The organism is Bacillus sp. DJP31, assembly GCF_049310945.1.
Classification (GTDB): Bacteria; Bacillota; Bacilli; order Bacillales; family SA4; genus Bacillus_BS.
Window position 1 is genome coordinate 79,466 of record NZ_JBMERO010000006.1, and the last position, 24,345, is coordinate 103,810.

Consider the following 24,345-nt stretch of genomic DNA (forward strand, 5'->3'; position numbering starts at 1 on the left):
CGAGGAAGCGAAGTCTTGAGCACCGGAGCGTATGTTTTGTATACGTGAGGAGCGGAGAGACGAGCTGACGAAGAAATTTGAAGCTATTTTTGCCGGACTTTTTGAACACCCTCTATAAGTTTTTTCAAAATGGGTTAGTGTCTAGCTCCAACGCCTATCCCCCCCCCCGAGGTCATTTGCTATGCCTGGTCTAAACAAGGCGCTTGCGCTTTTCTTATTACGGAATTTTTAGGGTGCCCTGAAAATTCACCTTTTAAGTAGGGAAGGGTTATCAAAGACTACATTTGATGCCCTAAAGGATAAATAAGTATGTTACTTATCCATTCACGATCTTTCCGCCATTACTATGTAGCATTTGCCCTGTCATGTAAGCTGAATCCTCAGAAGCTAAGAAAACATAGCTTGGTCCTAATTCACATGGTTGTCCAGGTCGTTTCATAGGTGTATCTGCACCAAATGTCGATACTTCTTCGCTAGTAAAGGTGGAAGGGATAAGGGGTGTCCAGATAGGTCCAGGTGCCACTCCATTCACTCTTATTCCGCTCCCGACTAACTGCTGGGATAGTGACCGAGTAAATGTAACAATTGCGCCTTTCGTTGCAGAATAATCAAGCAGTGTTTCATTTCCTGCATACGCAGTGATGGATGCTGTATTAATGATTGCACTTCCACCTTTTAAATGAGGAAGGGCTGCTTTCGTTAAGAAAAAATAGGAGTATACATTGGTTCGAAACGTCTTTTCTAGCTGCTCGGCAGTAATGTCTACAATGCTTTTTTGCGGATGTTGCTCAGCAGCATTGTTTATTAGAATATCTATCTTACCAAATACTTGTATCGTTTGGTTTACAATTTCTTGGCAAAATTCCTCTTTTCCAATATCACCCGGTATCAATAAACATTGGGAGCCTTCCTTTTCAATCAAACTCTTCGTTTCATTTGCATCCTCATGCTCGTCCAAATATACGATGCTAACTTGTGCTCCTTCCTTAGCAAAGTAAATGGCTACCGACTTTCCAATTCCACTATCACCACCTGTTATGATAGCGACTTTTCCCTTAAGCTTCCCACTCCCCCGATAAGCAGGATCAACAAATTTAGGTAAAGGATTCATTTCTGATTCAAGTCCTGGCTGCCTATTTTGATGCTGTGGTGGTAATGTTTGTTGAGGTTGTTTTTGCTTTGTCATAGCTTGCTCCTTTTCTCATAATTACTGAAGGTTAGTATGTCTTCTAGCAGAGGAAATATGAAAAAAGTAAAAAGAAAAAACAGAGTCTTCACTCTGTCTCTTAACGATAGTTAATAAATTGTACTTCTACAGTTAAATCTAACTGTCTTACCGCAGCCATGACAGCTTGTAAGTCATCTCTATTTTTACCTGTAACTCGAACTTGATCGTCTTGAACTTGACTTTTTACTTTTAGCCCAGAATTTTTAATAACCATGTTAATCTTTTTCGCATTGTCCTTGTCAATTCCTTGAACTAGCTTGGCACGCTGTCTTACGGTTCCACCGCTTGCATTTTCTAGCTTTCCATAATCAAGATTTCTTATGGGAATTCCTCGTTTGATCAGCTTACTAAGTAATACATCCTTCAATTGCTCCATCTTATAATCATCATCCGAAACGAGGACAAGCTCCTCTTTGTCTAAGGAAATATCACTCTTACTCCCTTTGAAATCGTAACGAGTTTTTACTTCCTTCATGGCACTGGTGATTGCGTTCGTCACTTCTGGTAACTCAATTTTCGAAACTATATCAAATGAATTTTCTTTTGACATCTAGTAAATCTCCTCCGTAAATGATAATAATTACTATTGTACAAAATTTCCCCGACCTTTTACAAGGAAAAGGTGAAATCAGCACATACTAATCATATAGATAGTAAAATAGTGATATAATGATTCGAAATGGAAAGAATGAGTTTAGGAATAATTTTAGAAGGTAGGTAACAAATGATGGGAATCAATCCTGGTACTATACAAATGCTACACGTTTCTAGGCAAGTAGACTTTGGATACTATTTGATAGATCAAGAAGAAAATGAGGTACTTTTACCAAATGGTGAAGTTATTGGTGAGATAGAGATAGAGGACGAAATAGAAGTATTTGTTTATCATGACCATGAGGGCAGACCAATTGCGACAATGAAGACACCTAAAATTGTCATTGATACATATGAATGGGTTGAAGTCGTTGGGGTGAATCGTGGGTTAGGTGTTTTTATTGATATCGGATTAACTAAGGATATGCTTCTTTCAAAGGACGATCTTCCATTGTTCGAGGAGTTATGGCCTGAAGTTGGAGATAAGCTTTATTGTAGCCTAATGCAGGATCGGAATGGTCGACTACTTGCAAGATTGGCAACAGAGCCTGTAATGTGGGAAATCGGAGTTGTTGGTACAAGAGAAGTATTTAACAAAAATATCAAAGGAACGATCTATAAAACAGTCAAAGTAGGATCTTATATCTATACTGATGACAAGTTGGTTGGGTTTATTCATGAATCGCAACGGAAAGTAGAACCACGTTTAGGACAGGTAGTGGAAGGTAGAGTCGTTGATGTAAAAGAAGATGGTTCTGTAAATGTATCCCTGTTACCAAGAGGACATGAAGGAATGGACACTGATTCACAGGCTATCTATGACTACATGGAGGGACGAAGTGGGGCTATGCCTTATTCCGATAAAAGTACACCTGAGGATATCCAACAAATTTTCAACATGAGTAAGGGAGCTTTCAAACGAGCGTTAGGAAAACTAATGAAAGAAGGGAAAGTGTATCAGGAAGAAGGCTGGACGTATAATTCAGCAAGAAAATAAATTAATAATTAATACACTCTACCACCAAAACATCAGGCTGTTCGAGATATCTCGGACAGCCTGATGTTTTTTTAAAACGAAATTTACTGATTATTACATCTTTTCTATAAAGATTAACTTTCGTCGAATCATGTCGATAAAAGAAAGTGTAGTAATGGCAAAAAAGGAGCGATTGTAAATGGGTAAAAAGATAACATCCCTCATCATGATTGTAGTTCTTCTTTTAGTAGGATGTTCAACAAACAGCACGAACACATCAGAAGAGATTGATGGAATTAAGATTGGTATTATGCTATCAGACGTTGGGTTAGGGGACCAATCGTTCTCAGATTTAGCTTTTAATGGCTTAATAAAAGCAAGAGAAGAGCTCGATATATTATTCGATTATCGTGAGCTAAAGGATACAGAAACGTATGAAAAAGGTTTAACCGAGCTTGTTGAAACTGGAAATGATGTTGTCGTCGGATTAGGCTTTATGGTTCAAGAAGATTTAGAAAAAGTAGCAAAAAAATACCCTGAGCAAAAGTTTATCTTAATAGACTCAGTATCTGAGCTAGAAAATATCACTTCCATTACTTTTAAAGAAGATGAAGGAAGTTTTTTAGCGGGAGTTGCCGCTGCATTAGCAACAAAAACGAATAAACTAGGATTCATTGGTGGTGCTGATGTTCCTCTCATTAATAAGTTTGCTAGAGGATTTGAACAAGGTGCTAAGACGATCAACCCTGAAATTGAAGTGGTTGTCGTGTATGCTGGTGATTTTGGAAATGATAAGCTTGGCACAGATATAGCAACAAAAATGATTGCAGAGGGATCTGATGTCCTCTATGCAGCTGCCGGCTTTACAGGTGTAGGTGTTTTAAAAGAAGCTCAAAACAAAGGTGTTTATGCAATCGGTGTTGACAGTGATCAATATTTTTATGCCGAAAAAGCGGTTATGACTTCCATGCTAAAAAATGTTGATGTTGCATTATATCAAACAATTTCTTCTTTTAAAGAAAAGAAAGAGCTTCCTAAGGGACTTATTCAACTTGGATTGAAAGAGAATGGGGTAAATTTATCACCTATTCGTGTTATTCCATTTACACAGCAGCAACTTAAGACGATCACTGATCATAAAGATGATATTATTGCTGGGAAAATAACAGTAAATCCATAAGGAAGGAGGTACAACAGATATGAATCTTAAGAAAAAATTAATGCTTCATTCCATGATTGCTCTTACACTAGCCATCATGATGATTGGATACATTATTATAAAGATGGTTGAAATCGAGAAATCCAACACAGATTATGTACCTTTCTTACTTTCTGTACACGAACTAAATGCTCAAATGAAAATCACAAAGCAAAGCTTAAACAACTATTCTTTTAATATGACAGAAGCTAATAAGCTTGAAGCTCTTGAACAGCTTATATTAACTCGCGAAAACTTTGAAAAAGTTCAAAAGTTGAATTCTTTAGAACTAACGAAAGAAGTGATTACCAAATCATTTAGCAAGTATGAAGTCTTACTGTTTGATGCCCAAAAGTCCTTACAAAGTCTAGATGCGGCTGAAGTAAAACGGCAATCCATTCGAACAGAAGGAATTGTAAATGATTTACATTTATTAGATTTGTATGCATCGACCCACTATGACTTCTTACAGGAAGATCTCAAGAAAAAAATTGGAATGATTATTACCATTGCAGGCTTAGGATCTGTTATTTTAGTGGTTGCATCTATTCTGTTTAGCTATCGATTTACATTGTCTATTACGAAACCACTTCAATTGCTAACTGATAACGCAAGAAAAATTTCCTCTGGTGATCTTGTAGTAGAGAAAGTGAACTATAACAAGAAAGATGAAATCGGTGAGCTTAATCAGTCTTTCACTCAAATGGTTGAGCAGCTTAGAGGACTTATTGGATCTGTGGAAAGTGTGAGCAAGAATGTTGAGCAATACTCACGTGAAATTGAACAAGAAAATAATGTATTAACAGAGATTAGTAATCAAGTTGCTGTCTCTACAGAAGAACTGTCATCTGGATCACAGGTTATTTCTGAGGACCTACAAAATTCTGTTCATATTGTCGAACAAATGGGACAAGAATTTGAGGCTAATTTACTACGTTCTAAACAAACCGCTGATTATAGTCAAGAAGCAGTGGCATCCATTACTTCCGGTAGAGAGGCCATGGAAGAACAACGTCAGCTTTTATCTGAAAATATCTCATCAACAAAAATGGTTGAGAAAGCAACGAAGGAATTCACTGGATATGCGAGCAAAATTGAAGAGATGGCCACTTCTGTTTCTGCTATAGCAGAGCAAACAAATCTCCTCGCCTTAAATGCTGCGATAGAAGCGGCACGTGCTGGTGAAGCGGGTAAAGGATTTGCCGTTGTAGCAGATGAGGTTAGAAAGTTAGCCGAAGCTTCAACGAGAGCAACAAAGCAAATCTTTGAAATGGTGGATCATATTAAAAAGGGTTTGTCACAGGTTTTACAATCTGTTGATTTAGGTGTAAAACTCTCTGAAAAACAGGAGAAATCAATGATTGTCACAACAGAAGCTTTTGAAACAATCGAGCAAAAGGTTCAAGGTATTTCATCGGATATTCAAGGTCTAGTTGAAGGAATGTCCGCCTCAAAATTACTTGGTGAACAAGTGCTAGAATCTGTAGAAAATATTAGTGCTGTTGTTCAACAATCTGCAGCTGGAAGTGAAGAGATAAGTGCATCAACAGCTGAACAGCTAAATGCATTTGAAAAACTTGCTAGCAAAGTGACCTCCATGAGAGAACTAACAGACGAATTAAATTCAGTACTATCACAATTTAAGATGTAATATAGCCTGAAGGTCAGCTTATAATGCTGACCTTTTTTGAACATAGTAAAAACTAAAACGACTATAAGGAGGAACTAAGTTTGGGGATATTTAAGGAATTTAGAGAGTTCGCTGTGAAGGGGAGTGTGATTGACCTTGCTGTTGGAGTCATCATAGGTGGTGCTTTTAGCAAGATTGTCACTTCGATTGTAAATGATCTCGTTATGCCAACACTTGGAATGCTGATCGGTAAAGTAGACTTTACGAATCTTTTCATTACGTTAGATGCAGGTGATTATCAAACGTTGGCTGATGCCCAAAAGGCCGGAGCACCAACTATCAATTACGGGATATTCATTAATAATGTGATCCAATTTATCATCATGGCTTTTGTCATTTTCCTTGTCATTCGTCAAATCAATCGACTAAGAAGAAAAGAAGAAAAAGCTCCATCTAGTCCTACTCAGAAAGAATGTACCTATTGTACAACTTCTATTCCAATTAAGGCATCAAGATGCCCGCAATGTACAGCTGATTTGGTGTGATAGTAAGTTAGGTAGCCCGACTTAGTCAAGTCGCGTGAATTGAGAAAAAGTGCTTAGCCAGTAGCCAAAGGGTCTCAATGATGCCCGTAAATCACGAAAAAGGGAGAAGACGGTAACCAGAGGCACTAAGGGAAGGTCCATGTTTTCTCAATTGCAATCAAAACAACAAAAAGCCTGGCATCTAGCCAAGCTTCCTACTTATGATCGGTCTTTTTTGAGTATTGATTTTCTCCTTTTTGGCGGTTTTCTTCTGCCTCTAAGTTCTTTTCGACGTGCTTGGCATTGTTGTCACGTGCTTTTTTGTCATTATCACTTGTTTTAGGCAATAGAAGCTCAGCTCCTTTTTAGAATTCAATTCTACCTTAGCCTAACTCAAAGTAGCCCTATTTATGTACTACTCCGTTTTATTCAGAAAGAAAAGGGCAATCGTTCCAGGTCCAGCATGGGCTCCGATGGCCGAGCCTATCTGAGTAATGAAGAAGTGCTCACATCCTAGTTGCTCCTTGATCTTTTCACGTAGAAATAAAGCTGTCTCCTCATCCTCACCATGACTAATACCTATGGTTTGGGTAGATAGGTCCACTCCTCTTTCTTTCATTACATCAACCATGCGTTGTAGCACCTTTTTTCGACCGCGAATCTTCTCTAATGGAATAAGTTTTCCGTCCTCAACATGAAGTAAAGGTTTAATATTCAACAGCCCTCCAACAAAGGCAGAGGCTTTAGAAACTCTCCCGCCTCTAGCTAAATATGTAAGATCATCTACAGTGAATATATGTTCCATATGAGTTGCTTGGAACGTAATTTTCTCTACAAGCTCGTCATATTCGAGCTCGCCTCGGGCATACTCTGCTGCTTTTACGACGACTAAACCCATGCCCAATGAAGCACATTTCGTATTAATAATGGTTAATTTAAAGTCAGGGTATTGCTCTTTTACTTGTGATGCAATCAATGTTGCTGTTTGAAAGGTACCAGAAAGTTCGGATGAAAATGATATATAAATGGCTTCCTGCTTATCTTCAGCAAGTTTAGTAAAGGTATCTTGAAACCTGGTTGGTGGAACTTGTGAGGTTTTAGGAACACTTTCTTTTCTCATTGCTTCATACACTTTTGAAGAGTCAATGGATTCCATATCGTAAAAATCACGCTCATCTATATGAACAACTAACGGAAATAACGTTATTTTCTCGTTTTCTAGCCATTCCTTCGGTAAATCACAGCCACTATCAGTTAATAATTGTACTGACATTTCTCTCACCTCTTAATTCATAAACTCATTGTTACTTCTACTAAAAACCTATGTATAAAATTAATATATATATAAAGATAAGTTTAACTTATTTCCCGGTGAAAACTCAACTTTTTGGTTTCATTTCAGGAAAAATAGGCAACATTATAGATAAAGGGAAAATAAGGGGGAGTTTCATGGTTTTGGCAGAGGGCAAAAAAATTCTCGTTGTACTACTAGGTGCCTTATTAAATGCTATAGGTCTTAACCTGTTTCTAATACCAGCCCATGTTTATGCGAGTGGATTTACAGGCGTAGCACAGTTAATTGCTAGCTTAATTCAGGATCATACACCTTTTTTCATTTCAACGGGTATCCTTTTATTCCTTTTAAATATACCAGTTACCATTCTAGGGTGGAAAAAGGTTGGAAAATCCTTCACACTGTATAGTTTTTTAAGTGTTGCTTTGACAACACTGTTTCTTGAACTAATACCTGTATACCAAGTATCAACGGATATCTTGTTAAATGCAGTATTTGGTGGTGTTATTATTGCTTTGGGTGTAGGATTGACCTTGAAATTTGGTGCATCCACTGGTGGTGTTGATATCATTGCGTTGGTATTGTCTAGAATGAAGGATAAACCAATTGGGCCATACATTTTCGCGCTAAATGCAATCATCATCGTTGCAGCCGGATTACTTTATGGGACTCAGGAAGCTCTGTACACTCTAGTTGCCTTATATGTTACGACTCGAGTAATTGATTCCATTCATACAAGACATGCCAAACTAACAGCGATGATTGTTACAAAAAAAGGAGAAGAACTGAAGCAGGCCATCCACTCAAAATTAGTTAGAGGGATCACTATTCTTCCTGCAAAAGGGGCATTTACAAACGAACCGAAAGAAATGATTATGATTGTCATTACAAGGTATGAGCTCTATGATTTAGAGAGAATTATTAGAGAAGTGGACCAAAATGCATTTACAAATATTGTTCAATCCACAGGGGTCTTCGGATTCTTTAGAAAAGATGGTTAAAACATAATAAGTGTAACCTTTCTTGATCCAATTTCGACTACAATAGTAGAAGAAGCAAACATTAGGAGGAAATAAAATGATACGATTCATTTTTATTATAGGCCTGCTGTTTCTGGCAGCAGGCTGTGGAAGCACAGATGAAGTAACAAATGGAAATACAGGGAACGAAGAATTAGAGGAAACAACATCACCTTCCATTGATTTGGCAGATTTTAGTACGAAAGTAGAAATCGAACCAACTAAGGAAAAAGCTACGTTCCAAATGACTTTTACCAATAATAGTGAAGAAGTTGCAGATTTAACCTTTTCTTCTGGTCAAAAATTTGAGGTAGTAGTAAGTGATAATGCAGGAGATGAAGTATATCGGTACTCAGATGGTAAAATGTTTACAATGGCATTAGTTATGCAAAAGCTAGAAGCTGGGGATAAGCTTACCTTCCAGGATGAGTGGGATTATACAAAAGAGGGAAAAAAGGTAGAAGCAGGGGATTATAGAGTTGTGGCAACTGTAATACCGATCGAAATTAACGGCAAGAAAGTAGACAAAGGTACCTTTGTTGCCGAAGGGTTACTGACAATTGAAAAATCTGTAGAAAATACTGAAACAGAAGCAAGTGAATCTGAAGTAGATTCTGATAATCCTGCATTTCGTAACATCAAGTCAACTGGTGAGAATGGAGAATACATCATAACAGGTGAAGCCCGTGTATTTGAAGCGTCTTTCATGTACAGTGTTGAAGACGGACATAATGAACTAATCAAAGAGACACCTTTTCAAGCAAATGAGGGCGCACCATCGTGGTCAGCATTTGAATTGAAAGTTTCGATTCCAAAAGATAAGCTACCTTCCAACGGAACCATAACAGCACATATTTTTGAAAGAAGTGCGAAAGATGGCTCTATAGTTAATTCTTACTATGTACCTTTACAGCAATTTAAATAAAAAACATCCCTAGCCACATCTTGGCTGGGGATGTTTTATGATTTAATAAATAACAACTGTTTGATCGTAAACTTCACAGCCCAATGCTTTATCTTCAAAGTATTGAACGTTACGAGTTTCCTTATCTATTATAGCGACATAGAAAAGATCTGCTCCATTATTTCTTGTCCAGCAATCAGCCACAATATACCGATGATCCAAGTAATGGACATAAACATTCATTACACCTGACAGATGTTGAAAATAGGTATGCTCTAAACGAAATATCTCCTTTTTCATGGGTGAATAAAAGTAGTCTTCATCAATGGACGCAAAATAGACATTGTCATTGAATATGCGAATGGAGTGATACGAAAATCCGCTCGGAAGAAAATAACTCTTCTTTTGAAGAGTATCTTTACTCAATTCAATCAGTTCTTCCTTTTTTGTACTAAAATCCTTTTGAACATAGAAGATCGAGTCTCCATTTTCTGCAATGACTCGAGCAAAACCACCTTTATTTTTTTCCTCAATCAACAAAGTGTTTAGTGGAGCTCCTGCCTTAACATCCCTAATAAAATGCTTTAACGGCATGACGGCAATGTACTCCTTCTCCTTAAAAAGCTGACCCTTCAGACGAAAATGGTCTTCCTTTTCCCACGTTTCAAAATAATAAGGATTCAATAATAAATAAGGGTCCCCTTTATGACTAAAAATTGTGGGTGTAGAAATGGAGTCTTGAAAACTGGGTTCCTTTATAACATATTGCTTCTGCTTTTTAGCATCCAATAAATAAAAGGTTGTATCGTCGTCATAATCGGATTCGTCGATCTTACGAATGATATACATGACCTCTGTATCGGTCATAAACACACCTTCGAGCTCAGCGTCAAAAGTATAGTGAACAGTACCTACTTCATGTTGCTCTTTACTTACAAGATTATATCGAAAGAACGTATAAAACACTTGATGCGTTGATATATTCCGAACGGCATAGCTAATAAAAGGATACTCATATGGGAATTCAATAGCATCTTTTACGGTATGGATGGCTTTTGACCTTTGTCCTTTTTTTTCATAGATCGTAAAATCAGCTACTGGAAAGACAGTCGTTGTTTTAGATAAATAAAACAGGGAGGAATCTATAAGGTCAATTGGGTAATGATTCTCATTTTGTTTTTGTTTTAATGTAAGTACCTTCATTTTATGTTTCTCCCCAGTAGAGTTAGATAATTTAAATAGTAACAGAATGAGTATGTATATGAAAAGAGAAACCTGCGGAGTAATCGCCGCAGGTTGTGTGAATGGTATTGAATTTACAAGTTATTGGAGCTGTTCTAGCTTCTGCTGCAATTCACGAAGCTGCTCTTTTTTTAGCATTCGTAGTATTTGCATAGGCAGAGGAAAGAGCATTTTTTGCTATTTCTATTGCTTGACTATCAATTCAATAGAACCAGTTCCAGATGAAGCCTGCTTGGCAAAGTGAACGGACTCTCTGGCTTTTTGAAAAAGTTGGTTACCCATTTAAACGCCTCCAAGAGAGCTCTCAGTGACGTTTTTTAATTTCTTCGCTTCAGCTTCTGCTAAAGTTGATCGATACGGGAATCGTTCATCATGCTTTGTAATAAAATCTGTGCCCTGTTGAACAAAGCGTTTTGATTTATTGCTTCGGCCCATGATTTATTCCCCCTTAAAGTAGATGACGCTTACCTTAGCGTCGAAGATTAGTTTGTGGAAAAAAATCATGACCTATTCAAGAGAGAATTTCCTAATAAAGGATTTATGTAGAGATAGATGTTCGAATGCTCAAAACTTTACCGCTTTGGAATTATCAACTGTTTTTTTCTTTCTTTGTTGTGAACATATATATAATAGAGCCTGTTCAAAAAGGAGGACAAAAAGAGCAAAGAAGTTCAAGGAAGCAAAGTCTTGAGCTACCTGCGCGTATGTTTTGTATACGTGAGGAGCGGAAAGACGAGCTGACGAAGAAATTCGAAGCTATTTTTGCCGGACTTTTTGAACATCCTCTAATAGCCAAGTTATTTCCTTGTTAATTGCAGAACTTCCTCTAAGTAATGGGCGATCCCGTCTTCTTCGTTAGTCTTGGTTATAAAGTTTGAAATAGATTGAAGTTGTGAAATTGCATTCCCCATTGCAACACCGTGACCAGCGTAATCAATCATTTCCAAATCATTATCTTCGTCTCCAAATGCAACAATTCGATCGGTTGGTACGTTAAAATGCTCTGCGATTCTCTTTAGTCCAACTGCTTTATTTAATCCACTTTTAACAATTTCAATAACATGCCAAGGAGCACCCCATCTGCGATGATCAATTACTTCAGCATGAACATCTGACAAATGCTTTCGAATATCGGCAACATGTTCTTCATTCGCATGAATTAATACAGATGTTGGATCATGAAGCAATATTTCTTTTAGGTCACCTGTTTGAATTTTTGTATTCCCTGTTGTAAAAATATTCATCATTTCTTCATCATGATAGTGAAGATATACATCGTCTATTACTTCTGCTAAAATATTTTTCACGGTAAAGCTTTCACCTGTCTCGATTATTTGCTTGGCCGTTTTGATATCAAACGGTGAGTGAAATGTGCCCCAGGTTGAAGAGGTGGGGTGGTGAACGAGTGCTCCATTAAAATTCACAATAGGTGTTGTAAGACCAAGTTCTTTATAATACATTTGGCTTGCCCTGTAAGGTCTTCCAGTCGCGATGACTACATGATGACCTGCATTCATTGCATTTTGTAAAGCAAGTTTTGTTCTTGATGATATAATTTTGTTGTCCGTTAATAATGTACCGTCTAAATCAACAGCTATTAAATGTGGTTTACTCATACGTTTCTCCTTTTATTAGCTTTGTCTAATTTTTAGTTTACCGTGTTTCTAATTCGAATGTCTACTTTCATACTATGCAGAAAGGAGGTGATAGCATGAAGAAACAAATTAGTTTAAAGGACACAGTCATGATTGTACTTGTTACACTAATAGGCATCGTGTGCTCTGTTGTATTTAATTTTTTACTATTTTTTGGTTTCTTACCAGGGTTTATATTCTTATATTACGTATGTATTCGAAAAGGCTATACATATACTGAGATTGGGAAGAGTGCCTTAGTTGGGTTACTTAAAACAAAAGAAGTAATACTAATTCTATTGCTTGTTGGCTTGTTATTACCGTCATGGCAGATAGCGGGTACAATTACTGGCATGGTAGAAGTCATTCTTTCTTTTATCAACCCAAGCTTTTTTTATGTTTCTGCTTTTATAAGTACTTTAGTTGTTTCAATGATCCTAGGAACTAGTGTAGGTACATTAAGTGCGATTGGAATTCCTATTATTGCTGCCGCGGTATCAATCGGCATGTCAGTTGAAATAGCAGCAGGTGCTTTAGTTTCAGGGGCTTTTGTTGGAGACCGTACCTCCCCATTTTCGAGTGCAAATCAATTGCTATCTAACACACTTGAAATAGAGCGTAAGCCGTTTCAACGGATACTTTGGAAAACGGGTTTTGTAGCTTGTGTAGCATCAATTTTATTCTTTTTCATACAAGATATCTTAATCGACAGCCAGCCTCTTTCCAGTGTTAAAACTGAACTAGAAGCAAATGTAATTGTCATGTTCCCTTTGTTGGTTCTGATTCTTCTTGCATTATTAAAAATAAAAATAAGAACATGTTTTATTGTGAGTATTGCTGTCGCTTTAGTCATTATCTATTCTTACCAAAGAATACCTTTAGAGTTTCAATTTTTATGGAACGGTACTCAAGAGTCTGGCGGAGGGCTGAGAAAGATGATTCCTTTAGTCGCTTTCATTGGACTTGCAGGAGCCTATAATGGCATTATAGAGAAATTCCAAGTTTTTCAGTTATTGTTAACTAAATGGTTGGGGACTAAAACATCTCTGTACACGATGACCTGGAAAACGATGGTAGCTACCTTGTTTATTTCCTTGTTAGCATGTAACCAGACTCTCCCAATTATCTTAACGGGAAGAACATTTTTGCCAGATTGGACAAAAAATCACCAAAGAGAGCAACTGGCTAGGGTAATGGCCGATTCATCCATGTTATTTGCTGGAATGATTCCTTGGAGTGTACTAGCGATTATGTGTAGTACCGTGCTAGGTGTGTCTCTATTTACTTATTTGCCTTTTGCCATACTCTTATGGTGCTTACCAATCCTTACACTTTCCTATTCATTTTGGCTGCGAAAAGAGGCTGTTAAAAGCAATGTGAGGGAATCTGTAAGCAAATAGATTAATGCTAAAAACTATGTTGGTTATATTTATAACAAAGAGAGTAAGGGAGTGGTGTAAATGGATCAAGCCATGGAAGAAAGTATGTTCGGTGCACTAGAAACAGTAATCGACCCAGAATTAGGTGTTGACATTGTAAACTTAGGACTTGTTTATGGGGTAGAGCTAACAGACGAGGGAGTAGCGGTTATTACCATGACTCTTACCTCAATGGGATGTCCACTAGCTGGAACCATTACAGAAGGAATTAAGATAGCTCTCTCAGACCTGCCTGAGGTGAAAGGAGTCGACGTAAGAATAGTATGGACTCCGCCTTGGACGAAGAACAGGATGTCTAGGTATGCAAAAATAGCCTTACGAATTGCAGATTAGTCTTTATAAAAATTCCAATTATTGAATAGATAAATATCAGACATACTATGAAATAAATTTTAGAAGAAGGGTAAAATAGTTGGGCAACCCATTTCAAATAAGGAGGGTGCACAATGGGACAAAATCGCCAATTTACACCCGGACAAAAAGCACCAAACAACGGATTATATATTGAAATCGGTGAGACTGGTAGCACGGTAACGAATCCTAAGTTGATCAAACTAAATGCTGGGGATTCTTTTCCAGAAACATCGAACCATAACCGAAAATGGAGCTATCAAAGAAAACCATAGTAGATGAGCATTCCCTGTTTTTTTGTGGGAATGCTCTTTTTAAAGATATTTACTAGTAGAGGAGCATCCTAACTTTATTGTATGGTGTTTTCTCATAAAATCCTCAAAAACATAAATAAAAACCCATTCAAGATCAAATCTTGAATGGGTTTTTATTAGTCATGCTTGTGTGCAGCAGGCTCTTTAGGTATAAGTGCATCCCCTAAAATGAAAATTAGTAGTGAGAAGACAACTGCAATGATGGATCCTTGAATGAAATCATATGTACCACCTTGCATAGCGCTGATTACGTAAAATAACATTTGAATTAAAAGGAATGTCCAAAAGAATGTCCAAAAGTAACGCATGGTATCACCTCAATTTCTCTTACATTTGATTCTATTATAACACATAGCATAATAAAAAATAAATATGTAGAAATTTATAGAAAATTTACATAATTCCATGTATAAAATTCATACTTATATAAGAAAATGATTGATAAGTAAAAAGTGAAGAGGGAGGAATTCACATGTCTGATAAACAAGAGGAGTTACAGCTTTTGTTAGATCAGGATGAGTCTAATCTAACTAGATTAGGTAAGGAAAGATTGAGTGAATTAAAAGAGGAAATACAATTGGAAAATATTTATAAAGAAAACATTTCTTAGGTTAGAAATGTTTTTTTTCTGTAAAGTAACCCACTCCCTACTTACAGAATAGAAAATGTAGTGTACCAATCAATTGAATTTCTCAAGTTTTTTACATTTATGGGCATTTCCCCTATCATTTTTTTCTGAAGAACATACATTAATACGAGCGGGATTTTCCTGTGGATGTTGCTTGAGCGGGGGAGAGCAGTAATGAATCAACATCAATTTATTTTGGACGGAGAATGGAATGTCGTTCACTTGCCAGAGCGCCCAAACGGATTTGCTATTTTTGTGATTGGAGACCGAAACCATTTTGTGGATCATTCAACGAGCTTTTGGATTCAGAATGCAGGAAGGTTTACCTTTCTTAAGGTTTTTCTGGATAACGGTTATACTGTTTTTTACTCCAATCTCTTTGGTCGTAATTATGGATCACATAGGGCTGTTGCGTTTGCTAAAAGACTATATCATGTTGTCATGAAAAGAGAAATTCTAAATGAATGTATTCACATTCTAGTAGAAGGAATGGGTGCTTTGACTGGACTTCAGCTGATGGATGAAATGGGAGATAAACTCAGGTCTGTGGCAATGTTAAATCCTTGTTTAAGCTTAAGAGCTCAGCTCATTCATGAACAAGAAAATAAGTTATTTTACAAAAGAGTCGTGAAAGAAGTTTTAGATGCTTATGAGTGGGAAGAACATGAATTTGATGAACAAGTCAAGATGCTTCCTACGATAAAAGACCATACAGGAACATCTCCAGTAAAAATGTGGATATCTACAGATGAAAAAACATACCAATCGAAGAAAATGAGCAGAATTTATGAGCAAAATCGAAATAAGAATTCTCCGATACAGTTAGTCTTCCATGTGAATGAGAAGCGTTTTGGCATCGGGAGTAGCCTATTACAATTTTTTGAGAAGCATGAGAGAACCTTATAAAAGTCCCTCTATCACTTAAGGATAAGGGGACTTTTTGAGTTTTAAAAAGGAAAAAGTATTGTATTAGCGTCATTCTTGACTGCTAGTATTCATAGGATAGTAGATAAGCCTAAAAGAGAGGAGTGATTTCTGTTGGAAAAAGTTATTGTCATCGGTGCATTCAGCTTTCTTGGATTTCACCTAACTAAAAAACTTTTAGAAGAAGGAATAACCGTTTATGGACTTGATCTAGAGCAAAACGAAGGTTCGTATGACCAAAAAGAAGAAAAGCAGATGTCAATTGGTCGAAACGCTAATTTACATTATGTAAGTCAAAAAGATAGAGAACATTGGAATCCTAAGATAAACGAAAAGATTGACACATTATTTTTCACTATAGACCTTCCTTCTGATAAAGAACAGGCAAAGCCCGGCCTAGTGGAGAAATATCTATATGAGGCAATTGAATATTGCCATTTGCATTCAACACGATTTATTTTTTTATCCACAACAGAAATAGTAGCACATAAGGAAACATTCATAACCGAGCAGACACATATTTCTCCCCTAACTACAAGAGGAGAGCGATATTTGACTTTGGAAGAAATTATTCAAGCTCAAAATAGTAAACAAGCCCTGTCTTTTCTAATACTAAGACTACCAACTCTTTATGGACCATGGCAGCCTGATACATTTGCTTTTCAACAGGTTTTGAGGTTGTTAGAAGAAGGAAAAGACGTTGGTTGGGTGGATGATAAATATATAGGTGATGTCCTTTATGTTGAGGATGCAATTGAAGCCATTAAAAAAGCTGCAAATTGCATGATTTCAGAGGAAATCATCCATATAACAACTGGGAATTCCGGAGAATGGTTGAAAGGTATGAATTATCTTCTAGGTAGAAAAAACAATGAAGAAAATTTCAGCAATAGACTCTCAAACAAAAAGGCGGAAGAACTTTTATCATTTAGACCATGTATAACTATTGAAGAAGGATTAAGTAAACAAAGGTCTCATATTAGGCTAACATCTAAAAAAAATTTGTAAAAGATTTATTTTAAATTCTAGAAATTCTAGAAATATCTTGAGTTAAGAGAATTATCCTTTACCATTACGGTGGTTAAAGGGTAAAATAATCTAGGACATGCATTATAAAATGGACTCATAACAGAACCTAAGATAGATCAGTATGCTCCCAATTAAGAGATATAATGGGAGTTTTGATAAAGGAAGTGACTAAGATAGATGAAAAAGCCACTTATCGTCCTATTGCTAATCGCCTTCATCTTAACTGGATGCGCACAGCCTATGGTCCCAGGAAAGATTGAAAAGGTAGGTTTGCTTGTACCTGAAACAGTGAATGACCAAGTATGGGGAACAAAAGGCTACAAAGGAATGCTCAGGGTTCAATCTGTGTTTGATGTGGACGTTTTTTATAAAGAAGGAATGGATAATGAACATGTCGTGTTCGATGCTATCCAGGAATACTCGAATAAAGGGGTAAACTTAATTTTTGGGCATGGAAGTGAATATGCACCCTGGTTTAATAAATTAGCAGCTAGATTCCCAGACATTCATTTTGTTTGTTTTAACGGAGATGTCCGAGGAGAAAACGTTACTAGCTTGAATTTTAATGCTGACGCAATGGGCTTCTTTGGAGGCATGATTGCGGGAGAGATGACGAAAACAAACAAAGTGGGTGTCCTTGCTGCATTTGAATGGCAGCCTGAAATAAACGGATTTTTTGAAGGAGCACTTTTTGAAAATCCGGAAGTAGATGTCGAGATTAGCTATACGGAACACTGGGATGATGTTGACATTGCGTTAAATAAGCTAGAGGACATGATCAATAACGGAGTAGATGTCGTCTATCCTGCTGGTGATGGGTTTAACGTGCCTATTATTGAGCGGCTAAAAGAAGAAGGTTTATATGCAATAGGTTACATCTCTGATCAATCTGATTTAGGTGAAGCAACAGTACTGACTAGTACTGTACAGCATGTAGACATGTTGTACGAGGTTGTTGCAAAAGAATTTAATGAAGGTAAATTAGCTTCTGGAAATCTTTATTTTGATTTTGATGATCAAGTTATTACTTTAGGGAAATATAGTCCTGAGGTTAGTACTAAGCTTCAAGAGAAGATAGATAAGGCCGTGCAGGTCTACATTAAGACAGGAAATCTTCCGAATCAAACTGATTAATAGGAGAATGATAAATGGATTCAAAACAGCTACAATTCATGCAAATTGCTATGAAGTATTTACCGGAGGCAAAGTCAATTCTAGATGAGACTGGTTTGGAGTTAGATTTATCTAAGCTACAACCAGTGATAGAACTTTTAACAAAAGTTATGTCAGATGCGTATGATCTCGGGCGTCATGATGCACTAGAAGAAAAGTAAAAAAAATAGACGCTGATCCCAGCGTCTATTTTTTTGTCTTAAATAAATCAAGAAGTGGAGCTAATTGTTTGACCATTGGCTTGAATTTGTTAACAGACCCCATAAGTTGATCAACATTTTGAATCATCGTCATCATATCAAATGATTCGCTTTGTTTGGAAGTGGATGTTGATTGGGGTTCAGCCTTATCTTCTTCTACTTTGACGGGCACTCTTCTCGTTCCAAACATTAATCGGTCAAAAGGGTGGTAATTGGATTCTTGTTGTTTTGAAGGTTCTTGTTTTTCTATTTCGCTCATAATAGCACCTCCTAAAAAGAATGGTCTTTAAGGATATTTGTATGGAATTGATGGGTAAGTGCATACATGGTATATACGATAAATTATGTTGAGGGATTTTAATTCGCTATGGACAGTTGCCCGAATGTGAAAAACTAGATACCAAAATGATTGCTAAATTGATATTCTTGCTATAAAATTAGTACCAAGTCATAATAATTGATAATAAAAAAGGGGTTTTTTCCATGAATGCTGGAATAATTGGAATTGGACGATATCTACCTGACAAAGTAGTGACCAATCATGATCTGGAAAAAATAATAGATACATCTGACGAATGGATACGTACAAGAACGGGTATTGAAGAAAGAAGAATTGCAGGCGATGATATTAACACGTCTGACATGGCCTATGCCTCAGCTCAAAAGGCATTGGAAAACGCTGGGATTACTGCGGAGCAGATTGATCTAATCATTGTTGCAACAGTTACACCGGACAATCCTTTTCCATCTGTTGCTTGCGTTATACAAGAGAAGTTAGGGGCAAAGAATGCGGCTGCATTTGATATAAGTGCGGCTTGTGCAGGGTTTATGTATGGAATCGTAATGGGGAAACAATTCATCGAAGCGGGTACCTATCAACATGTATTAGTAGTTGGTGTTGAGAAGCTCTCTAGGATTACGGATTGGTCTGACCGAAATACAGCTGTACTTTTCGGTGACGGTGCTGGTGCAGCCATTCTTGGTCCTGTGTCAGAGGGAAGAGGTATTCTTTCATTTGAAATAGGCTCTGATGGAACCGGTGCTAAGCACTTGTATCAGGATGAGTATATTATCATGAACGGAAGAGAAGTATTTAAGTTTGCTGTGCGCCAAATGGGTGAATCCTGTCTAAACGTACTAGAAAAGGCAGGATTGGGTAAGGAAGATGTAGATTTTTTAATTCCTCATCAAGCCAATATTCGTATCATGGAAGCAGCAAGACAACGACTTGAATTACCTGAAGAGAAGATGTCAAAAACGGTTAAGAAATATGGAAACACTTCTTCTTCTTCAATCCCCATTGCTCTTGTAGAAGAGCTAGAAAACGGAACGATTAAAGATGATGATGTCGTCGTTATGGTTGGGTTTGGTGGAGGATTGACCTGGGGAGCAATCGCCATGCGTTGGGGTCGTTAACGTTGCCTTAGCTAAAGGTATAATTTCCATTCATCATGCCTAAAATGTAAAATCGAAGTTTATTATAGAATTCAATGATCTCAGTCAATGCGAAAAAAATATATTTCGTCTCAAAAAGGAGAATATTCTATGCAAAAGAAACGCGTAGTTGTCACAGGATTAGGAACGGTATCTCCACTAGGAAATGATTTAGAAACAACCTGGAACAATTTAATTAATGGGGTTTCAGGTGTTGGACCATTAACTCGTGTAGATTCGGATCTATTTCCTGCCAAAGTGGCAGCAGAGTTAAAAGACTTCAATCCTGAAAATTATATGGATCGGAAAGATGCTAAGAAAATGGACCGCTTTACGCAATATGCGATGGCTGCTTCTCTAATGGCTGTTAAGGATGCAGATTTAACGATAACAGAAGATAATGCCCCTCGTATTGGCGTTTGGATTGGTTCAGGGATTGGCGGAATGGAAACACATGAAGAGCAATACAGAAATTTTCAAGCTAAAGGCTACAGAAGGGTAAGTCCATTCTATGTTCCAATGATGATTCCCGATATGGCAGCAGGGCAAGTGTCAATTGCTATAGGTGCAAAAGGAATCAACTCATGTACCGTGACCGCCTGTGCATCAGGTGCGAACTCGATTGGGGATGCTTTTAAAGTCATTCAACGTGGTGATGCAGATGCGATGGTGACGGGTGGAACAGAAGCCCCATTAACGATCATGGCATATGCTGGATTTAGCTCTATGAAGGCATTATCGTTTAATTCAGACCCGAAAACAGCTAGTCGTCCATTTGATGCAAATCGTGATGGCTTTGTCATGGGAGAAGGTGCTGGGATCCTTATTTTAGAGGAACTTGAATTTGCGCTAGCTCGTGGTGCACGTATTTATGCCGAAATAGTAGGCTATGGTGCAACAGGTGATGCCTATCATATTACTGCACCTGCACCTGCTGGAGAAGGCGGAGTACGTGCAATGAGACAAGCAATTAAAGATTCAGGGCTTCAGCCTGAGCAAATCACTTACATGAATGCCCATGGTACAAGTACACCTTATAATGACAAATATGAGTCGATGGCAATCAAAGAAGTATTTGGAGATCACGCTTATAAAATGGCAGTTAGTTCAACAAAATCAATGACCGGACATTTATTAGGAGCAGCAGGTGGGATCGAAGCAATTTTCTCTGTAATGGCTATTTCAGAGGGAATCATTCCACCCACAATTAACATTGAGACACCAGATCCAGACTGTGATCTAGATTATGTCCCTGATGTTGCAAGAAAACAGGATGTATATGCTGTCCTAAGTAACTCTCTAGGTTTTGGTGGACACAACGCAACATTAGTCTTTAAAAAATTCGAATAAAACGATAAACCTGTATAGTTAGATACTAATGTATCTAACTATACAGGTTTTTTTTAATCAGAATTAAAATCTGATTTTAGATTCTTGTCCACGCCTCTCTTTTATGAATTAGCCTTATTTAATCAAAGCTCTGGCTGATGCCCCCTTCTTCAAACGAGGTAACAAACAAAAAAACTGAGTGAGGTATTTTTCCTCACTCAGTTTTTATTATTTTCATAAGATAGGAGTATGAACTGATGAGGGGTGAAGGTGTTGGGAGTTATTGATACGAAGGCTTGGCTAAAAGATTTTGGTTACCAACCTATAAGAATATGTGAAGAACTGTCCACTTATTTTAACGGAAATAAAGCAGGTGACATATATGAGTACCTTAGCCTATTTGGGATGTATAGATCATCCATATTTACTAGAAGAGATGATGTGGAACTCTTTCTAGAGCAAAACTATTGGAAGATTGTTAAAAAAGAATTTGAAGTATTAAAAAAGAAGTGGAATGGCCCTGATATACCTATCTTTATTTTACCAGTGAACCAGCGTCAAACGGAAATTATGAAGGAGAACAAAGGAAAGTCGGGTGTTGCATTTGATGATAAGCTCTTTTTGTTCTTTGCTATTAAAGTAGATGAGTCTGAAATTAAAGCACTACTGACACATGAATATAACCATGTCTGTCGATTGAACTATATATCAAAAAAAGAAGAAGATATAACGTTACTAGATACTATTATTCTTGAAGGACTAGCAGAGCATGCAGTTAGAGAGCATTGCGGAAACGAGTTTGTGGCCTATTGGACAAAGCTATATTCTACCGAACAATTGGAAAAATGGTGGAGTGAGCTCGTATATCCCAATAAGTTTAAGCATAAAAATGATAAAGAGTCCCAAGAGATTTTATATGGATTGAAAAGCAATCCTAAAATGCTGGGATATTGCGTAGGATTCTACCTAATTGACTTACTTTTAGAAGAGAAAAAATATTCTTTGAAAAAGATTGAAAAGATGAAAACAGAAAAAATAATTAAATTACTAAAAGTATAATTGAAGAAGTCCTTATTTGGTATGGTTTCCCTTGATAATATAAATCTAAATGTTACAAAAATATAAAATATTCTTGCAATTGTAACGAATTTGTAATAATATTTTAAACAAATAACTTTGTGAATGTCAGAGAATTCAGAGGTGTAAGATGAACGCTAACATTAAATCGAGAAGTAAATCACCGTTACTAGAGGTTAATAATCTGAAGACTGGATTTAAAATTAACGGAAAGTACTACAATGCGGTAGATGGTGTTTCGTTTTCATTAAAACCAAAGCAGATAATTGGAATTGTAGGCGAGTCCGGCTGTGGTAAGAGTGTCATGTCTTTATCCATTATGGGACTCTTGCCTAAAGAAAACGGGAAGATTTTGGATGGTGAAATTCTGTTTCAAGAACAGGATCTTGCGAAGTTAAAAGATAAAGAGATTAATAAAGTTCGTGGCAAGGATATAGGAATGATCTTCCAAGAACCAATGACCTCTTTAAATCCTGTATTTACAATAGGATTTCAAATTCAAGAAGCAATATTAAACCACCTGGATTTAACGAAGAAAGAGGCTAGGCTAAAAAGTATTGCCCTCTTAAAGAGTGTTGGTATCTCTAGACCTGAAAAGATTTTAGACGAATATCCTCATCAGCTTTCCGGGGGGATGAGGCAGAGGGTTATGATCGCGATTGCCATTGCGTGTCAACCTAAAGTGTTAATTGCTGATGAACCAACAACTGCTCTTGATGTTACGGTACAAGCCCAAATTTTAGAGTTACTTAAAGAAATTCAAGAAGTAAATGATATGTCTATTCTACTAATTACACATGATCTTGGTGTCGTAGCTGAAATGTGTGATGAAGTCATCGTGATGTATGCAGGGAGGGTTGTTGAAAAGACAGATGTTGACACTCTTTTCCACGATCCCAAACACCCTTATACTAAGCTGTTATTAGGTGCTATTCCAAAGATGGAAGAGGATGTAGCGGTATTAAGTTCTATAAAAGGAATTGTTCCTTCGTTAGTGAACATGCCAGAGGTTGGCTGCCGATTTGCTGGACGTTGTCCACAAGCTACAGCCGAATGTAAAACAGTCACACCTGTTCTTGCTGAAGTAGCAACAGGACATGATGTTTCCTGTTTACTATATGATGTGAGCTACTCTGAAAAAGGGGTGTGGGTAAGTACATGAGTGTCACAGTGAATGTCGAGAAGGATGTATTATTAGAAGTTAGGAATCTCAAAACGTATTACCCTATAAAAGGGGGATTCTTTAGACGTAATATCGGAGCTGTAAAGGCAGTGGACGATATTTCTTTTGAAATTAAAAAGGGCGAAACATTAGGGCTTGTTGGAGAATCAGGCTGTGGAAAGTCGACAGCTGGAAGAACCATTTTGCGCCTTTTAGAGCCAACAGAGGGACAAATTATTTTTGATGGGAAAGATATAACGAACTTAAGAGGAACTTCTCTTAGAAAGATTCGTCAGGATTTCCAAATGGTATTCCAGGATCCATATGCTTCGTTAAACCCTACGATGATGGTAGGTAAACTAGTATCAGAACCCATCCGTAATTACACGAAAAAAACAGAGAAAGACCTGAAAGAAGAGGTATTAGATTTATTACTTAAGGTGGGACTTCCTGAGGATGCCTATTATAAATATCCTCATGAATTTTCAGGAGGGCAGCGACAACGAATTGGAATTGCCCGAGCCTTAGCATTAAAGCCAAAGCTTATTATTGCAGATGAGCCTGTATCCGCTCTCGATGTTTCCGTTCAATCACAAGTATTAAACCTATTAAAAGAACTTCAGGACGAATTTAATCTAACGTTTTTATTTATTGCCCATGACTTAAGCGTTGTCAAACATATGAGCGATCGAATTGGAGTTATGTACCTTGGCGGATTAGTAGAGGTTGCAGATAAAGCGAGTATTTATAGAGAACCCATGCATCCCTATACACAAGCATTAATTTCAGCCATTCCAGAACCAGATCCACGGAAGAAGAAAGACCGAATCATTCTACAAGGTGATGTACCAAGTCCTGTTAATCCACCTTCAGGCTGTACATTCCACCCACGTTGCCGTCATGCCATGTCTGAATGTCAGCAGGTGAAGCCTTCTTTAAAGGAGGTGAAGCCAGGACATAGAGTTGCTTGTCACCTTTACAACTAAAGTGATACAGGATTATTTCTACGTTCTCGCTGCAACAATCTTTAAAGGAATTTTTC

General features: G+C 37.3%; 31 protein-coding genes. 20 read left to right on the forward strand and 11 right to left on the reverse strand.

Annotation, left to right across the window (positions count from 1 at the left end; translation table 11 throughout):
- Nucleotides 1-316 precede the first annotated feature (316 nt).
- Together ACOI1C_RS07815 and ACOI1C_RS07820 are read right to left on the reverse strand one after the other, a co-directional pair.
- A complete protein-coding gene (locus ACOI1C_RS07815; protein WP_422509639.1) occupies nucleotides 317-1,186 on the reverse strand; it encodes an SDR family oxidoreductase in 870 nt (289 codons plus the stop codon).
- A gap of 100 nt (nucleotides 1,187-1,286) precedes the next feature.
- Nucleotides 1,287-1,778 carry a YajQ family cyclic di-GMP-binding protein gene (locus ACOI1C_RS07820; protein WP_422509641.1) on the reverse strand — a complete coding sequence of 164 codons (492 nt, stop codon included), beginning with the start codon at nucleotides 1,776-1,778 and terminating at the stop codon, nucleotides 1,287-1,289.
- A 174-nt stretch (nucleotides 1,779-1,952) separates the two neighbouring features.
- Here ACOI1C_RS07820 and ACOI1C_RS07825 point away from each other — a divergent pair, with 174 nt between their 5' ends.
- The 4 genes from ACOI1C_RS07825 (at nucleotide 1,953) to mscL (ending at nucleotide 6,171) form a co-directional block, all read left to right on the forward strand.
- Nucleotides 1,953-2,819 (forward strand): S1 RNA-binding domain-containing protein, encoded by an 867-nt coding sequence (locus tag ACOI1C_RS07825; protein ID WP_422509643.1) that lies wholly within the window; start codon nucleotides 1,953-1,955, stop codon nucleotides 2,817-2,819.
- Nucleotides 2,820-2,997: 178 nt separating this feature from the next.
- Nucleotides 2,998-3,978, forward strand: coding sequence for a BMP family lipoprotein (locus ACOI1C_RS07830; RefSeq protein ID WP_422509645.1), 981 nt, complete (start codon nucleotides 2,998-3,000; stop codon nucleotides 3,976-3,978).
- 19 nt (nucleotides 3,979-3,997) lie between these two features.
- The gene (locus ACOI1C_RS07835; protein ID WP_422509647.1) at nucleotides 3,998-5,647 is read left to right on the forward strand and encodes a methyl-accepting chemotaxis protein; all 1,650 of its coding nucleotides are present in this window, start codon (nucleotides 3,998-4,000) and stop codon (nucleotides 5,645-5,647) included.
- A gap of 86 nt (nucleotides 5,648-5,733) precedes the next feature.
- Nucleotides 5,734-6,171, forward strand: coding sequence for a large conductance mechanosensitive channel protein MscL (gene mscL / locus ACOI1C_RS07840; protein ID WP_422509857.1), 438 nt, complete (start codon nucleotides 5,734-5,736; stop codon nucleotides 6,169-6,171).
- A gap of 194 nt (nucleotides 6,172-6,365) precedes the next feature.
- Here mscL and ACOI1C_RS07845 read toward each other — a convergent pair whose 3' ends face one another.
- Nucleotides 6,366-6,497: a DUF3941 domain-containing protein gene (locus ACOI1C_RS07845; RefSeq protein WP_422509649.1), complete on the reverse strand. Its 132-nt coding sequence runs from the start codon at nucleotides 6,495-6,497 to the stop codon at nucleotides 6,366-6,368.
- A 68-nt stretch (nucleotides 6,498-6,565) separates the two neighbouring features.
- The gene (locus ACOI1C_RS07850) at nucleotides 6,566-7,423 is read right to left on the reverse strand and encodes a DegV family protein (RefSeq protein WP_422509651.1); all 858 of its coding nucleotides are present in this window, start codon (nucleotides 7,421-7,423) and stop codon (nucleotides 6,566-6,568) included.
- A gap of 176 nt (nucleotides 7,424-7,599) precedes the next feature.
- Between ACOI1C_RS07850 and ACOI1C_RS07855 the strand changes: the two genes are divergently transcribed.
- Together ACOI1C_RS07855 and ACOI1C_RS07860 are read left to right on the forward strand one after the other, a co-directional pair.
- On the forward strand, nucleotides 7,600-8,445 hold the full coding sequence (locus tag ACOI1C_RS07855; protein ID WP_422509653.1) for a YitT family protein: 846 nt from the start codon (nucleotides 7,600-7,602) through the stop codon (nucleotides 8,443-8,445).
- 76 nt (nucleotides 8,446-8,521) lie between these two features.
- Nucleotides 8,522-9,388 carry a BsuPI-related putative proteinase inhibitor gene (locus ACOI1C_RS07860; protein WP_422509655.1) on the forward strand — a complete coding sequence of 289 codons (867 nt, stop codon included), beginning with the start codon at nucleotides 8,522-8,524 and terminating at the stop codon, nucleotides 9,386-9,388.
- A gap of 42 nt (nucleotides 9,389-9,430) precedes the next feature.
- Here ACOI1C_RS07860 and ACOI1C_RS07865 read toward each other — a convergent pair whose 3' ends face one another.
- From ACOI1C_RS07865 to ACOI1C_RS07880, 4 genes are all read right to left on the reverse strand, one after another.
- A complete protein-coding gene (locus ACOI1C_RS07865; RefSeq protein WP_422509657.1) occupies nucleotides 9,431-10,570 on the reverse strand; it encodes a hypothetical protein in 1,140 nt (379 codons plus the stop codon).
- A gap of 151 nt (nucleotides 10,571-10,721) precedes the next feature.
- A complete protein-coding gene (locus ACOI1C_RS07870) occupies nucleotides 10,722-10,811 on the reverse strand; it encodes a DUF3813 family protein (protein WP_422509859.1) in 90 nt (29 codons plus the stop codon).
- On the reverse strand, nucleotides 10,793-10,891 hold the full coding sequence (locus ACOI1C_RS07875) for a DUF3813 family protein (protein ID WP_422509659.1): 99 nt from the start codon (nucleotides 10,889-10,891) through the stop codon (nucleotides 10,793-10,795). Before ACOI1C_RS07875 ends, ACOI1C_RS07870 begins: the two co-directional genes overlap by 19 nt.
- Nucleotides 10,892-11,044, reverse strand: a complete 153-nt coding sequence (locus ACOI1C_RS07880; RefSeq protein WP_422509661.1) for a hypothetical protein — start codon at nucleotides 11,042-11,044, stop codon at nucleotides 10,892-10,894.
- A 125-nt stretch (nucleotides 11,045-11,169) separates the two neighbouring features.
- Here ACOI1C_RS07880 and ACOI1C_RS07885 point away from each other — a divergent pair, with 125 nt between their 5' ends.
- Nucleotides 11,170-11,421 carry a hypothetical protein gene (locus ACOI1C_RS07885; protein WP_422509663.1) on the forward strand — a complete coding sequence of 84 codons (252 nt, stop codon included), beginning with the start codon at nucleotides 11,170-11,172 and terminating at the stop codon, nucleotides 11,419-11,421.
- Here the strand turns inward: ACOI1C_RS07885 and ACOI1C_RS07890 are convergent.
- The gene (locus ACOI1C_RS07890; protein WP_422509665.1) at nucleotides 11,407-12,225 is read right to left on the reverse strand and encodes a Cof-type HAD-IIB family hydrolase; all 819 of its coding nucleotides are present in this window, start codon (nucleotides 12,223-12,225) and stop codon (nucleotides 11,407-11,409) included. The two genes, ACOI1C_RS07885 and ACOI1C_RS07890, sit on opposite strands and share 15 nt — an antisense overlap.
- 95 nt (nucleotides 12,226-12,320) lie before the next feature.
- On the opposite strand from ACOI1C_RS07890, the gene ACOI1C_RS07895 reads away from it, so the two are divergent.
- The 3 genes from ACOI1C_RS07895 to ACOI1C_RS07905 all read left to right on the forward strand — a co-directional run bounded on the left by ACOI1C_RS07895 (nucleotide 12,321) and on the right by ACOI1C_RS07905 (nucleotide 14,308).
- Nucleotides 12,321-13,643: a Na+/H+ antiporter NhaC family protein gene (locus ACOI1C_RS07895; RefSeq protein WP_422509667.1), complete on the forward strand. Its 1,323-nt coding sequence runs from the start codon at nucleotides 12,321-12,323 to the stop codon at nucleotides 13,641-13,643.
- Nucleotides 13,644-13,703: 60 nt separating this feature from the next.
- The gene (locus ACOI1C_RS07900; RefSeq protein WP_422509669.1) at nucleotides 13,704-14,015 is read left to right on the forward strand and encodes a metal-sulfur cluster assembly factor; all 312 of its coding nucleotides are present in this window, start codon (nucleotides 13,704-13,706) and stop codon (nucleotides 14,013-14,015) included.
- Between the two features lie 113 nt (nucleotides 14,016-14,128).
- Nucleotides 14,129-14,308, forward strand: coding sequence for a YjzC family protein (locus ACOI1C_RS07905; RefSeq protein ID WP_422509671.1), 180 nt, complete (start codon nucleotides 14,129-14,131; stop codon nucleotides 14,306-14,308).
- Between the two features lie 155 nt (nucleotides 14,309-14,463).
- Here the strand turns inward: ACOI1C_RS07905 and ACOI1C_RS07910 are convergent, their stop codons facing one another.
- Nucleotides 14,464-14,655, reverse strand: coding sequence for a YjzD family protein (locus ACOI1C_RS07910; protein ID WP_422509673.1), 192 nt, complete (start codon nucleotides 14,653-14,655; stop codon nucleotides 14,464-14,466).
- Between the two features lie 164 nt (nucleotides 14,656-14,819).
- Between ACOI1C_RS07910 and ACOI1C_RS07915 the strand changes: the two genes are divergently transcribed.
- From ACOI1C_RS07915 to ACOI1C_RS07935, 5 genes are all read left to right on the forward strand, one after another.
- A complete protein-coding gene (locus ACOI1C_RS07915; protein WP_422509675.1) occupies nucleotides 14,820-14,957 on the forward strand; it encodes a hypothetical protein in 138 nt (45 codons plus the stop codon).
- A gap of 192 nt (nucleotides 14,958-15,149) precedes the next feature.
- Complete coding sequence (locus ACOI1C_RS07920; protein WP_422509677.1) at nucleotides 15,150-15,881, forward strand: alpha/beta hydrolase; 732 nt, start codon at nucleotides 15,150-15,152, stop codon at nucleotides 15,879-15,881.
- A 132-nt stretch (nucleotides 15,882-16,013) separates the two neighbouring features.
- Nucleotides 16,014-16,907: an NAD-dependent epimerase/dehydratase family protein gene (locus ACOI1C_RS07925; protein ID WP_422509679.1), complete on the forward strand. Its 894-nt coding sequence runs from the start codon at nucleotides 16,014-16,016 to the stop codon at nucleotides 16,905-16,907.
- Nucleotides 16,908-17,105: 198 nt separating this feature from the next.
- Nucleotides 17,106-18,062 carry a BMP family ABC transporter substrate-binding protein gene (locus tag ACOI1C_RS07930; RefSeq protein WP_422509681.1) on the forward strand — a complete coding sequence of 319 codons (957 nt, stop codon included), beginning with the start codon at nucleotides 17,106-17,108 and terminating at the stop codon, nucleotides 18,060-18,062.
- 14 nt (nucleotides 18,063-18,076) lie between these two features.
- Entirely contained in the window at nucleotides 18,077-18,262 is a 186-nt protein-coding gene (locus ACOI1C_RS07935) for a ComZ family protein (protein WP_422509683.1), read from the forward strand.
- A gap of 25 nt (nucleotides 18,263-18,287) precedes the next feature.
- On the opposite strand, the gene ACOI1C_RS07940 is transcribed toward ACOI1C_RS07935, so the two are convergent.
- Complete coding sequence (locus ACOI1C_RS07940; RefSeq protein WP_422509685.1) at nucleotides 18,288-18,560, reverse strand: hypothetical protein; 273 nt, start codon at nucleotides 18,558-18,560, stop codon at nucleotides 18,288-18,290.
- 224 nt (nucleotides 18,561-18,784) lie between these two features.
- On the opposite strand from ACOI1C_RS07940, the gene ACOI1C_RS07945 reads away from it, so the two are divergent.
- From ACOI1C_RS07945 to ACOI1C_RS07965, 5 genes are all read left to right on the forward strand, one after another.
- The gene (locus ACOI1C_RS07945; protein WP_422509687.1) at nucleotides 18,785-19,717 is read left to right on the forward strand and encodes a beta-ketoacyl-ACP synthase III; all 933 of its coding nucleotides are present in this window, start codon (nucleotides 18,785-18,787) and stop codon (nucleotides 19,715-19,717) included.
- Between the two features lie 129 nt (nucleotides 19,718-19,846).
- Entirely contained in the window at nucleotides 19,847-21,085 is a 1,239-nt protein-coding gene (gene fabF, locus ACOI1C_RS07950; protein ID WP_422509689.1) for a beta-ketoacyl-ACP synthase II, read from the forward strand.
- Between the two features lie 252 nt (nucleotides 21,086-21,337).
- A complete protein-coding gene (locus tag ACOI1C_RS07955; RefSeq protein ID WP_422509691.1) occupies nucleotides 21,338-22,123 on the forward strand; it encodes a DUF2268 domain-containing protein in 786 nt (261 codons plus the stop codon).
- Nucleotides 22,124-22,271: 148 nt separating this feature from the next.
- Complete coding sequence (locus ACOI1C_RS07960; protein ID WP_422509693.1) at nucleotides 22,272-23,303, forward strand: ABC transporter ATP-binding protein; 1,032 nt, start codon at nucleotides 22,272-22,274, stop codon at nucleotides 23,301-23,303.
- A complete protein-coding gene (locus tag ACOI1C_RS07965; protein WP_422509695.1) occupies nucleotides 23,300-24,289 on the forward strand; it encodes an ABC transporter ATP-binding protein in 990 nt (329 codons plus the stop codon). The genes ACOI1C_RS07960 and ACOI1C_RS07965 overlap by 4 nt, the downstream gene beginning before the upstream one ends.
- Nucleotides 24,290-24,345 lie beyond the last annotated feature (56 nt).